This is a genomic window from uncultured Cocleimonas sp., from assembly GCF_947495625.1.
Classification (GTDB): domain Bacteria; phylum Pseudomonadota; class Gammaproteobacteria; order Thiotrichales; family Thiotrichaceae; genus Cocleimonas.
The window spans coordinates 1-12,164 of record NZ_CANLZW010000028.1 but is presented as its reverse complement, the minus strand read 5'-3'; the positions used below and the strand labels follow the sequence as shown (position 1 = coordinate 12,164).

Sequence of the window (12,164 nt, the reverse complement as noted above, 5' to 3'; positions counted from 1 at the left end):
GTTTAAAGCATTAAGTTACGAACATCAGACAATACGAATGATAGGTGACTAGCGAAACGTGCCGCATAAGCCCCATCGATCACTCTATGATCGTATGAAACAGCTAGCGGCTGAATTAAACGATCAACAATTTCACCGTCTTTACGCACCAAACGTTCCTGAGATCGAGTGATACCAAGTATCGCAACCTCTGGCGCATTTACGATTGGAGTAAAATTCGTTCCACCGATACCGCCTAGGCTAGAGATTGAGAAACAACCACCTGACATATCAGCCGCTTTCAATTTACCATCACGTGCTTTAACCGAGATTTCTCCCAGCTCGCGCGCCAGTTCAAACATGCCTTTGCGATCAACATCTTTAATCACAGGAACGACTAATCCATCAGGCGTATCGACTGCAACACCGATGTTGTAGAACTTGCGCATGATCAAATTCTCACCCGCATCATCCATTGCTGAATTGAATTTAGGGAATTCTTTTAAACCTGACGCAACCGCTTTCAACATGAATACAAGCGGCGTGAAGTTGAAGCCCATTTCTTTGGCTTTGCCTTTGATAGTGCCACGGTAAGCTTCCAACTCTGTAATATCAGCTTCATCAAAATGCGTCACTTGCGGAACATTCAACCAGGCTTTATGTAAATGCTTGGCAGAAAGCTTTCCAATGCGAGACATTGGAACCGTTTCAATTTCACCAAATTTAGACCAGTCTGGCTGAGTAATCAGAGGAATACCCATTTCTCCACCAGCAGCTTTAGCAGGTGCGGCACCTGGTGAACTTGAAGCAGCTGCAGCAGCCGGTTGACCACCATTTGCACTGAAGCTCTTGAGGTCATCTTCTGTAATTCTGCCTTGGCGACCAGTGCCCGTAACCTGTGTTAGATCAATTCCTTGTTCTCGCGCTTTGCGACGTATTGATGGACTGGCGTGAGCTCTGCGGAATGCTTCAGAATCTTTTACATTAGAAGCCGCAGGAACTCGTGCCGGTGCTTTTGCTGCACCACTGCTGCTTGCATCAGGCACTGGATTTGAATCTGCGGCGGCTTTAGTGCCACCTTTCGTTTCGAGCAGCATAATTAAACTGCCTTGAGAAACTTTATCGCCAACTGCAATCTTTAATTGTTTAACCACACCCGCTTTTGGCGCAGGGATATCCATCGAAGCTTTATCAGATTCAAGGGTGATCAGAGAGTCTTCTTCTTGAACGGTATCACCTTCAGAGACCAAAACTTCAATCACATCGACACTGTCAAAATCGCCAATATCAGGCACTAGAATTTCTTCCAGCCCTCCTCCACCATAACCGCTTCCACCAGCACTTGGCGCAGCACTAGATGCTGCTGAACTTCCACTTACTTTTGGTTGCGCAGGATCTGAAGCCACATTAACACTTGATTCATCTGAAGATTCCAGAATCAAAATCAAACTGCCTTCCGCCACTTTATCACCGACAGCCACTTTAATTTCTTTGATTACACCACCTGCGGTAGCAGGTATATCCATAGAGGCTTTATCAGACTCCAGAGTTATTAGCTCATCATCAATTGAGATGGTATCGCCAACGTTTACTAGAACTTCAATGACATCGACTTCAGAGAAATCACCGATATCAGGAACTAACATTTCTTTATTCATTATTATTTCTCCGAATTATGCGTGTAGCGGATTAGTTTTATCAGGATCGATGCCATATTTTTTGATAGCTTCTAACACTATTTTATTGGTAATACCTTTCGCCTTTTGATCAGCCAATGCTTTCAGCGCGGTGATTGCCACATAACGACTATCTACCTCAAAGTGCTCACGCAATGCTTCGCGACTATCAGAACGACCAAAGCCATCGGTTCCAAGTACATGGTAATCATTAGCAATGAATGGGCGAATTTGCTCTGCATACATTTTCATATAATCAGTAGCGGCTATAACAGGCCCTTTAGTCCCATCTAAACAGGTTTCCACCCAGCTCTTACGCGGTTTTTTATCCGGATGTAACAAATTCCAACGCTGCACATCTTGCCCGTCGCGAGTTAATTCATTAAGACTTGGTGTAGACCAGATATCAGCTGCAATATCCCAATCATTCTTCAACAGCTCTGCTGCTGCAATAACTTCACGCAAGATTGAACCACAACCTAATAACTGAACAGTATGTTTTGCTTTACCCTTCGCTTTTTGGAATTGGTACATACCTTTAATGATGCCTTCTTCCGCACCTTTTGACATTGCTGGCATGCTGTAGTTTTCATTTAGCGTGGTAATGTAGTAATAAACATTCTCATTGTTCTGATACATGCGCTTTAAACCATCGTGATAAATCACCGCAAGCTCATAAGCAAATGTAGGATCGTATGACATACAGTTTGGAATGAATTGTGCAAATAACTGACTGTGTCCATCCTGGTGCTGAAGACCTTCACCATTCAGTGTGGTACGCCCAGATGTCGCTCCTATCAAGAATCCTCTTGCCAACATATCACCGGCAGCCCAGGCAAGATCACCTACACGCTGGAAACCGAACATTGAATAGAAAATATAAACCGGAATGGTCATTACATCATTATTAGCATAAGACGTTGAAGCCGCAATCCATGAGGACATAGCGCCATCCTCGTTGATGCCTTCTTGTAACATCTGACCATTTTGTGATTCTTTATAAGGCATGATGTCCTTAGAATCCATTGGTACATATTTCTGGCCTTCATGCGCATAAATACCGACTTGGCGGAACATACCTTCCATACCAAAGGTACGCGCTTCATCCGGTACAATCGGCACTAAACGAGGACCAATCTCTTTATTACGTGCGATAGCAACCAGAATCCTAACCATTGCCATGGTGGTCGACATGGTACGTTCGCCTGTATCTTTTAACAGTGCATCAAATATTGATAAATCCGGAATATTTAGTGTTTCATATTCTTGTGATCTACTTGGTAAATAGCCTCCTAAGGCTTTACGTTTTTCATGTAGATATATCATCTCAGGAGAGTCAGCTGCTGGCTTGTAGAAATCAGCCGCGTCTACCTGCTCATCAGAGACAGGGATAGAAAATCTATCGCGTAATTTACCAAGCTGGCTGGCACTTAACTTCTTCTGAGAGTGACTGATATTCATTCCCTCACCCGCTTCACCCATGCCATACCCTTTTACGGTATGCATAAGTATCACGGTAGGTCGATCTGGTGTATTTATCGCTCTGTGATATGCAGCAAATACTTTTTCCTGATCGTGACCACCACGAAGCAAATCAAGATAGATTTGATCATCGGTCCAATCGTTGACGAGTTCTTCGATTCCATATTTCACAAACAGATGCTCACGAACATAAGCACCCCCTTTATTTTTGAAGTTTTGATATTCACCGTCAACGGTTTCCATCAATGCTCTTTTCAAGGTGTCACCATGCTGAGGATCATTTATCAGTGGATACCAGGCAGACCCCCATAGAACTTTGATAACATTCCAGCCAGCGCCTCTAAAGTTACCTTCTAACTCTTGTACTATTTTTCCGTTGCCTCGTACCGGACCATCTAATCGTTGAAGATTACAATTAACGACGAAAATAAGGTTATCGAGTTTTTCACGATAAGCTAGAGAAATAGCACCCTGTGATTCAGGCTCATCCATCTCACCATCACCCAGAAATGCCCAGACTTTACGTTGTTCCGAAAGTTCTTCAGCTTTGGGAGATAGGCCTCTATGTTGTAGATATTTAAGGAATCGCGCTTGATAAATAGCCATGATTGGACCAAGGCCCATGGATACCGTAGAAAACTGCCAGAAGTCCGGCATCAAGTAAGGATGCGGATAAGAAGAAAGACCTTTGCCGCCCGCCTCTATTCTGAAGTTATCCAGTTGCTCATCAGTCAAACGACCTTCTAAATACGCCCGTGCATACGTACCGGGTGCAGTGTGACCTTGTATGAACAACATGTCGCCACCGCTGGGGTGGTTTGCCCCTTTCCAGACATGGTTATATCCCACTTCATACATGATTGCAGAAGACTGATATGACGCTATGTGTCCGCCAGGTTCGGCTGGTTTTCTATTAGCCTTAACAACCATAGCCGTTGCATTCCAACGAAGAGCACGAAGAATCTTTCGCTCCGTTTCTAAATCTCCAGGATATTCCGGCTGCTGATCACGCCGAATTGTATTTATATAGGGTGTATTATTTTTGGGTGGTTCAACACCAGCTTCAAAAGCGGCATTTATTGCTTCATTTAAAAGATATCGAGCACGTTCGGGCCCTTCTCTTTCTATAACAACGTCAATGGCTTCTTGCCATTCACTCGTTTCCTGAGGATCTAAATCGGTTACATCTTCACTACTCATATGTTTGAACTCCTGCGGTGGAATATTTATTAGTTTTGTAAGTTTTTAATCAAACCTAATTAAACGGCGTTTAACTACTTTCTTATCAGAGTTATAGTTCATATTTTAGATAAAGTTATTGAGGGAATAACTATAAGTACTAATCAATTATTGTTATGACGGAATAAAAAAAAATGGCCTATAAGTGGGGGGGTGTGTATTAGATTTAAAATAGAATATTTTTCTATAAAAATAGATACTTCTTATCCAAAATAATCATAAAAAATGAACAAAAAACACATTATCGTATTGATATTCGAAAACTGTGTTTAATGACTATAAACAGCAGCTACAATTTCTTTTGTGCTTACTCATTTTTCCGATGCCTGGATTAAATGTATTGGTAGGATCTAGCTCACGATAAAATGCTTTTAAATCCTGCTCCGCTTCATATAAATGACCCACATTATGTTCTGCAGGATATTTCGCCCCTCTTTCATCAAGAACGGCAAGCATGGCTTTTTTCACGGCTTCGGTGTCTGCACCTTTCTTCAAGATATAATCCTGATGAAAAACATGACACATGAAATGGCCGTAATACAAAGCAGAATCAATTTGATCGCTAATTTCACGAGGCAGGTCTTCGACCCAGTTCAGATCATTTCTGCGCAATGCGATATCCAAAGCCAGAATATCCCCAACTTTATGACTCTTGACCGTTTGATAACGAATGGCGGCTCCTGCTGCGGCAAAACGAAGTAACATCGCCTTACTTGCTTCATCGTCGGTACAAACAAAGAAATCACCATCGTTGGCAAGCCCATCAGAATTATCTGAAGCAAAGAAATCAGTTAAAAAGCTTTGGGCTTCTGCGATACCCTCATCACTCATTTTAAGAATAAGATGGTGTTCGTATTTATCACGGAACTGAACCATACGTTTTGGCAAATGCTTCGGCCAAAAATGACTCGCAAACTGCATCACATGATCTGTTAAGAATTTTGGAAGTAGCGGAATTTTATTGAGGGTTGCATCAATACGCCCTTTCCACGCGAACATCTTTGGCAAACTATCTGTGCCCAGATGCTGGATCGTTAAGAATGTATCTTTACCGTACTTTTCACCAATATCGAACATATCACCATGAAGGTACTCACCCACATCGGGCACATTCTCGAACTCGCTTAAGATATGTCTCCGCAGTTTGGTTAATACCTGCGCGTCATTGGTTCCGATGTAAAACGTTTGTTCTTTCTTCGCCACTTCAAAGGTGTCGAGTCTAACCGCAAATACGGCTAATTTACCGGCACAACCGCTGGCTTCGAATAAGCGACGTTTATCCGCATTAAATCGGGCTGGCGTGACTGCATCGACATCCCGAATGCGTTCCACATACTCTCTATCTGAGGCTAACTTTCCGCCATCATCGAGATCATCAGTGGAAAAATCTTGTCGTTCTAATCGGGCGATTATCTCTTCGGGTGTTGCATCTGCTGAGTCACCTAAATCAATACCAAGGTGATTCACGAGTTCTAACTCGCCTTTCTCATTGACGCGAGCGTACAAAGCCAGCTCAGTATATGCCGGACCACGCTTTACCAGAGAACCACCAGAATTATTAGATACACCACCAACGATCGATGCACCAATGCTCGACGAACCGATGACCGAATGCGGTGCTCGTTTCAACGGTTTAAGCTTCTTTTCAAGTGCGTGCAAGGTTGCACCAGCAAAACCCAAGACCTGCTCTCCACCATTTAACAGCACGATATTATTGATGCGTAAGGTATTAATGATGACCACTTCACGATCATAATCGTCATTATTTGGTACAGAACCCGCCGTCAAACCCGTATTGGCAGCTTGCATAATAATGACGGTATTGGCTTCAACACAGACTTTTAAAACTTGCCATAACGTCAATAATGAATCAGGAAACAACACTGCTAATGCACCACCACTACCCGCACGGAATCCTTTACGGTAATACTCCGTTTTCTTTTCATCTGTGGCTACTTTTTCCTGACCCAGAATATTTTTGAGTGCTGTTATCAATTCATTATTAGACATAGTTTTTCTCTTAAAATTTTATGGCAGGTGTAGAGCGAGTATTACCAATACTTTTTAAATAATTGGTATTACCAATTTACCAATTATTTTACCAATTCAAAAGAAGAGTAGTTAATTTTCTGAAAAAATCAAATTATTTCTCATACTATTTGCCTATTTATAAGGGCTTCAGACACTTATAAACTTTCTTGATTTCTTGCTTTTATCGACTACAATAATAAATAATTGGTAAGACCAGAGACCATCATGCACAAAAAACGAATTGCAGATACCATTGCAGATAAACTACAGACCCTGATTGTTGAAGGCAGTCTTAAACCAGGTGATCGCCTACCTGCAGAAAGAACACTCGCTGAAAGCTTCGGCGTATCGCGCCCATCATTGCGGGAGGCCATTCAAAAATTACAAAGTCGTGGCTTACTTAAAACTCGACCTGGTGGCGGTACAACGGTCGAATCGAGTTTGAATCCTGAATTCGTTGATCCACTGATCAGCTTTTTTCAAGAACACCCGGAATCACGCTTTGATGTACTCGAAGTCAGGCACTCTTTAGAAGGGAATGCAGCGTGGCATGCCGCTATCCGCGCAACAGACGAAGATAAAGAAAACATCAAAGCCTGTTATGAAAAAATGATTTTACAGCACAATGGCGACGACCCATTGGCAGAAGCACAGTCGGATGCAGAGTTTCATTTAAGTATTGTCGAAGCATCACACAACCTTGTTTTATTGCACATGATGCGCGGTTTGTTCACCTTATTACAAAATAGTATTTCGCATAATCTGGACAAGCTCTATACCTTACCACGAGTATTTGAACCACTGAGTAATCAGCATAAAGCGTTAATGGAAGCCGTTATCGCAGGAGATCCGGAAAAAGCCCGACAGGCAGCTCAAGATCATTTGGCATTTGTAGAAGACTCGTTACAAGAAATCGATAAAGAAGAAGTTCGTAAAACGCGTTCGTTGCGTCGTTTAACGACATTAAACGCGTTACAAACTGAGCCGAACAAAAACAAGGCTCAAAAATTCAGCCAAGATCAAACCTAGTTTAAAAAACCAACAACTTATGACGCTGCATATTTGACTCACAAATAAAGAAGATTATTTCAACAAAAGAATCTGGTGAGTTTTACCAGGTATAAACACAAACACTATGTATTAGTTACATAGCCCTATAAATAACGTTACACAAAGTAGGATTGTTAACATGATTATTTCTGCACCAACTGATTATCGTAAGGCTGCAAAAGCAAAGCTCCCCCCATTTTTATTTCATTATATAGACGGCGGTTCCTACGGTGAACACACGTTAAAACATAATACTGAAGATTTAGCGGATGTTGCCTTAAGACAGCGTATTTTGAATAATATGTCAGACCTAAACCTGGAAACAGAAATCTTTGGTGAAAAGCTAGCGATGCCGATAGTACTTGCGCCGGTAGGTCTTTTAGGCATGTTTGCTCGTCGAGGGGAAGTACTCGCAGCAAAAGCAGCCGATAAAAAAGGCATTCCATTTACCATGTCTACCGTATCTGTTTGCCCAATAGAGGAAGTAACACCAGCAATAGAACGGCCGATGTGGTTCCAACTCTACGTACTTAAAGATCGTGGATTTATGGAGAATGCACTGCAACGCGCTAAAGCAGCAGGTGTAACCACTTTAGTTTTTACTGTTGATATGCCTGTGCCTGGCGCTCGTTATCGTGATATGCATTCCGGTATGAGTGGCCCCAATGCTGCTGCTCGTCGAGTTTTTCAATCTATGCGCCACCCACAATGGGCGTTTGATGTCGGCGTTTTTGGCAAGCCCCATGATCTTGGCAATATCTCAACTTACCGTGGCGAACCCACCAAATTAGAAGACTATATTGGCTGGTTAGGTAATAACTTTGACCCTTCAATATCATGGAAAGACCTGGAATGGATTAGAGATTATTGGGATGGCCCTATGATTATTAAAGGCATCCTTGATGTAGATGACGCTAAAGACGCGGTTAGTTTTGGGGCTGATGGCATTATTGTTTCCAACCATGGTGGACGCCAACTAGATGGTGTGATGTCATCCGCGAGAGCCCTGCCCGATATAGCAGATGCCGTAAAAGGTGATCTTAAAATTTTTGCAGATTCAGGCATTCGATCTGGCTTAGATGTAGTCAGAATGATGGCATTAGGTGCAGATTGCACACTACTTGGTCGATCTTTCATTTATGCCTTAGCAGCACAAGGGCAAGCAGGTGTAGAAAATTTATTAGATTTGTATGAAAAAGAAATGCGTGTCGCAATGACGCTGACAGGCGCTAAAAGCATCAATGATTTGAGTCGAGATTCTTTGGTAAATATTGATTAAGGTTAATATTGATAAAGAGAATTTTTTGCTTAAATCCTATAAAACCAAGTAACTTTCTATAACATCGCATTCTAAAGGAACCATACCCGTTCCTTTAGAAGTGATTATGAACATTTAGAATGCCTGTTAATTTACTTTATCTAATCTGCCTAAAAATCCACCGGACTCTTAACACTTAAGCCAGGTTTATTTAACACATGGGTATAAATCATCGTGGTCTCCACATCATTATGCCCCAATAATTCTTGAACCGTACGAATGTCATAGCCCGCTTCCAGCATATGGGTAGCAAAACTATGACGTAATACATGACTACTGACCTTCTTCTTTATATTCGCTTTTATTGAAGCGCGTTTGACTGCTTTTTGCAGGCTAGTTTCATGCAAATGATGTCGACGTTTAACCCCAGAATGAGGGTCTAGGCTAATCTTGCTAGCGGGAAAAACATACTGCCATATCAACTCTGATTGTGCGCTCGGGTACTTTTTAGCTAAAGCAATAGGTAAATAAACCGTTCCTGCTCCTTTTTTTGTATCCATAGCGTGCTGTACTTCAACTTTCTTAATTTGATCTTTTAGCTGTTGCTTATATCGCTCTGGCAACGGCACCACCCTGTCCTTATCGCCTTTAGCTTCACGCACCATAATTTGTCCGTAATCAAAATCTATATCCTTTACGCGCAAACGGACACACTCCATCAAACGCATACCTGTGCCATACATTAAGCCGATTAGCAGTGCATAATTCTCATCACTGTGAGATAACAAATTTTTCACTTCATTTTTAGAAAGTACCGTAGGCAATCGTTTGCCACGTTTGGCATGCGTAAAACGATATTCTTCGGGATTCTTATTTAGAATCTCTCTCATTAAGAACACCACAGCGTTTAACGCCACATTTTGAGTACTTTTAGAGACTTTTCGATCGACCGATAAATAACTTAAAAAAGCTTCAACATCTTGCGGTTTAACCTCATCAAATTTTCGACCTTGCAAGAAGAAGTCAAACTGTTTAACCCAATTCACATAGGTTTTTTCAGTTCTAATCGAATAGTTTTTAGCCTGAATTTTACGTGCGAGCTCATTTAACCATAACCCATTAATACCAGATTGTTTTTGATGCAAAGGTCGATTATCTGGTCCTTCCTGCTCCCCCTCGCCCATTACTGACTCACGCCAAAAAGCCCAATCTACGAATCGAGCTGGACGCGTATCAGCCACCTCAATCAACAATAATCGTAACGCTTCAATCAACTGCATTTTTTGCCACGACTCAAGACGAGTCGCTAATGTACGTTCCAAATACGTTTCAATTTCTTGTTGAGATATATCCTGAATATTCCGTTTAGGGAAAGATCCAATAAACGCCTCAACCGCCATAACGTAATAAGGATGTGATTGAGAATAAACCTTTTGCTGACGTAACACATTCAGGTAGGTCGCCCAGTTATGAGACTTATATTTAGGAAGCGTTAAATCAATAGACATTCTGAAATAATACGACATCAGTTTAATTCTGTATAGTAAGATATTAAGTGCGCGTAAAATCTAACCACCTTTGTATGCCGTGGTTTCAGATGATAAATTGAGTTAATCCGTATAGTAAGATATTATCTTCGTCTGTATAATAAGCTGTTATGTTTCAAAAGAATAAAAAAGTGCCTAAAAGTACGGGGGTGTACTTTAATTTAAACAAGGGTTGTATATGAGAAAATCATATTTAGTAATATTAATGTTAACAACAACTTTGTTATTTAGTCTTGCTCTTGGGGTTATATATTTAAATCAACTTCAAAATAAATTTGTATCTCCAGCAGTAGAATTAGTTGAAAAAAGGAAACAATTAATTAGCGGAATAAAATCTGGAAAGATTGAGTTAACAACAGAAAACTTTTTAGGTGTTATTTCATCAAACCAAAGATCAGATATTTCATTAATTAAAGCATCTAAAAATTTAAATACTGTTTATTCTTCTTTAGCTTTTTTGTTAGGCTGCATTGCTTTAATACAATTAATTATTTTGGTTAAAAATCATAGTAAATAACAACATAACAAGGCAATTAAACAAACGCACAACAAAAACACGTTGTGCTGGACTCGCTAACGCTCGCCGTTTATTGCGGCGTTATGTGTCTGTGACGCTAAAACCATATTGGAACGTTTAAGTAGTTAATTTTAACACCCCCCTACTGTTGGGCACTTTTTAAAATAAATATATGAGTTACGATCAATTTCTTTATAAATGCAATCCAGAAACACCATCTATAAATGAATGGACTACTGACCTTTCATTGCCTATTGGCGATAAAGATGTAATTAAAGCTATGTTCGAAAACATATTAGGCAAGCTTAAATGGAATGAATCAGAAGATGGTAATTATTGGTCACAGGGTTGTTTTACAGACCACGGATTCGAAATAAGTGTCCAAAAAAGTAATAATATAATTTCATTACGAGGTTGCTCGCAATTACAAGCAATCGATATCGCAAAAAAAATAAAGTTGTCTGCTTATGACCCTCAAACTGGTGAACAGCTTGTACTTATTGAATGAGTAGTGAGAACTTAACATAACAAGCCACTTAATTTGGAACGCCTAAGCAGGGTTTTTTATTGGCGTTTGCAGTTCTGGGTTATCCTAGCTTATGATGGCATGCAAATTAATTAATCGGCGTCCCATTAGTGGGGCGATATATCCGCACGCCATTCACCTTCCGCTGATGCTTCAGGAGAATGGCATGCGGATATATAGTTTGCTGTTCAGCTACCGCTTCGAACACCTTTCTATACCGGCATTCACTACTCGCTTCGCTCGTGTTCATAGCACGGTATATCAAGGCGTTGAAGACGGAATTAAGGCAAGACCAGATCACATTCGCTACGCTCAAGTGATATGCTCTAACCTCAATCCGCTTAACAGCAAACTTTATGTGTCTGCGACGCTAAAACCTATATTGGACGTTTGTGTGGTTTATTTTGACACCCCCCCACTTTTAGGCACTTTTTAATTAAATAGGAATAGCAGTGGAAATTGTTGGTTTAATCATAGTTGTTATTGTTGCCCTTTTCTCAGTATCTGGAGCTGGCTTAAATAAAAAGTTAAATAAAATACATAGTAAACTTTGTTTGATTGTAATTTTGTTAGCTATAGCTTTTTCTATTTATACTGTTGGTTATAGTGGAGAGCAAGGAGGTATAGGTCTTATACTTGTTGGACCGGGCATAGGTATTTCTTGCCTAGTAATTACTATTATTCTTTGGGTAATTCAGTTTTTCACTAAAAACAATTCATCTAATGATCAATGAAATAAATACTACATAACAAGTTACAGCATTGGAAAAACTACTCGCTCGCGCTTGTATGGTTGTTTCTGCCTTAATCTACGATCATAGTTAGGGCATCGGGGAGGCGGAGGCTCATCGCTGCGCTT

The 12,164-nt window shown here is 40.8% G+C and carries 10 protein-coding genes; 6 read left to right on the top strand and 4 right to left on the bottom strand.

From position 1 onward, the window contains the following. Positions 1-2: 2 nt before the first annotated feature. The 3 genes from Q1A31_RS15055 to dld all read right to left on the bottom strand — a co-directional run bounded on the left by Q1A31_RS15055 (position 3) and on the right by dld (position 6,386). Positions 3-1,637: a dihydrolipoyllysine-residue acetyltransferase gene (locus tag Q1A31_RS15055; protein WP_299878457.1), complete on the bottom strand. Its 1,635-nt coding sequence runs from the start codon at positions 1,635-1,637 to the stop codon at positions 3-5. 15 nt (positions 1,638-1,652) lie between these two features. Further along, positions 1,653-4,337 (bottom strand): pyruvate dehydrogenase (acetyl-transferring), homodimeric type, encoded by a 2,685-nt coding sequence (gene aceE / locus Q1A31_RS15050; RefSeq protein ID WP_299878454.1) that lies wholly within the window; start codon positions 4,335-4,337, stop codon positions 1,653-1,655. A gap of 315 nt (positions 4,338-4,652) precedes the next feature. Continuing rightward, positions 4,653-6,386, bottom strand: a complete 1,734-nt coding sequence (dld, locus tag Q1A31_RS15045) for a D-lactate dehydrogenase (protein WP_299878451.1) — start codon at positions 6,384-6,386, stop codon at positions 4,653-4,655. Between the two features lie 246 nt (positions 6,387-6,632). Between dld and Q1A31_RS15040 the strand changes: the two genes are divergently transcribed. Further along, positions 6,633-7,436, top strand: a complete 804-nt coding sequence (locus Q1A31_RS15040; protein ID WP_299878448.1) for an FCD domain-containing protein — start codon at positions 6,633-6,635, stop codon at positions 7,434-7,436. Between the two features lie 160 nt (positions 7,437-7,596). Beyond that, positions 7,597-8,736, top strand: a complete 1,140-nt coding sequence (lldD, locus tag Q1A31_RS15035) for an FMN-dependent L-lactate dehydrogenase LldD (protein WP_299878445.1) — start codon at positions 7,597-7,599, stop codon at positions 8,734-8,736. 149 nt (positions 8,737-8,885) lie between these two features. Here the strand turns inward: lldD and Q1A31_RS15030 are convergent, their stop codons facing one another. Then, positions 8,886-10,241 (bottom strand): integron integrase, encoded by a 1,356-nt coding sequence (locus Q1A31_RS15030; RefSeq protein ID WP_299878443.1) that lies wholly within the window; start codon positions 10,239-10,241, stop codon positions 8,886-8,888. 199 nt (positions 10,242-10,440) lie between these two features. On the opposite strand from Q1A31_RS15030, the gene Q1A31_RS15025 reads away from it, so the two are divergent. The 4 genes from Q1A31_RS15025 to Q1A31_RS15010 all read left to right on the top strand — a co-directional run bounded on the left by Q1A31_RS15025 (position 10,441) and on the right by Q1A31_RS15010 (position 12,039). Beyond that, a complete protein-coding gene (locus tag Q1A31_RS15025) occupies positions 10,441-10,779 on the top strand; it encodes a hypothetical protein (protein WP_299878441.1) in 339 nt (112 codons plus the stop codon). Positions 10,780-10,951: 172 nt separating this feature from the next. Continuing rightward, positions 10,952-11,287, top strand: a complete 336-nt coding sequence (locus Q1A31_RS15020; protein WP_299878440.1) for a hypothetical protein — start codon at positions 10,952-10,954, stop codon at positions 11,285-11,287. 184 nt (positions 11,288-11,471) lie between these two features. After that, positions 11,472-11,741 carry a hypothetical protein gene (locus Q1A31_RS15015; protein WP_299878437.1) on the top strand — a complete coding sequence of 90 codons (270 nt, stop codon included), beginning with the start codon at positions 11,472-11,474 and terminating at the stop codon, positions 11,739-11,741. Between the two features lie 16 nt (positions 11,742-11,757). Beyond that, complete coding sequence (locus Q1A31_RS15010) at positions 11,758-12,039, top strand: hypothetical protein (RefSeq protein ID WP_299878430.1); 282 nt, start codon at positions 11,758-11,760, stop codon at positions 12,037-12,039. Positions 12,040-12,164 lie beyond the last annotated feature (125 nt).

Bases quoted from the DNA above. Each gene is read 5' to 3' on its own strand.
- Q1A31_RS15055 (WP_299878457.1), bottom strand. From the start codon at position 1,637: ATGAATAAAGAAATGTTAGTTCCTGATATCGGTGATTTCTCTGAAGTC.
- aceE (WP_299878454.1), bottom strand. From the start codon at position 4,337: ATGAGTAGTGAAGATGTAACCGATTTAGATCCTCAGGAAACGAGTGAA.
- dld (WP_299878451.1), bottom strand. From the start codon at position 6,386: ATGTCTAATAATGAATTGATAACAGCACTCAAAAATATTCTGGGTCAG.
- Q1A31_RS15040 (WP_299878448.1), top strand. From the start codon at position 6,633: ATGCACAAAAAACGAATTGCAGATACCATTGCAGATAAACTACAGACC.
- lldD (WP_299878445.1), top strand. From the start codon at position 7,597: ATGATTATTTCTGCACCAACTGATTATCGTAAGGCTGCAAAAGCAAAG.
- Q1A31_RS15030 (WP_299878443.1), bottom strand. From the start codon at position 10,241: ATGTCGTATTATTTCAGAATGTCTATTGATTTAACGCTTCCTAAATAT.
- Q1A31_RS15025 (WP_299878441.1), top strand. From the start codon at position 10,441: ATGAGAAAATCATATTTAGTAATATTAATGTTAACAACAACTTTGTTA.
- Q1A31_RS15020 (WP_299878440.1), top strand. From the start codon at position 10,952: ATGAGTTACGATCAATTTCTTTATAAATGCAATCCAGAAACACCATCT.
- Q1A31_RS15015 (WP_299878437.1), top strand. From the start codon at position 11,472: ATGCGGATATATAGTTTGCTGTTCAGCTACCGCTTCGAACACCTTTCT.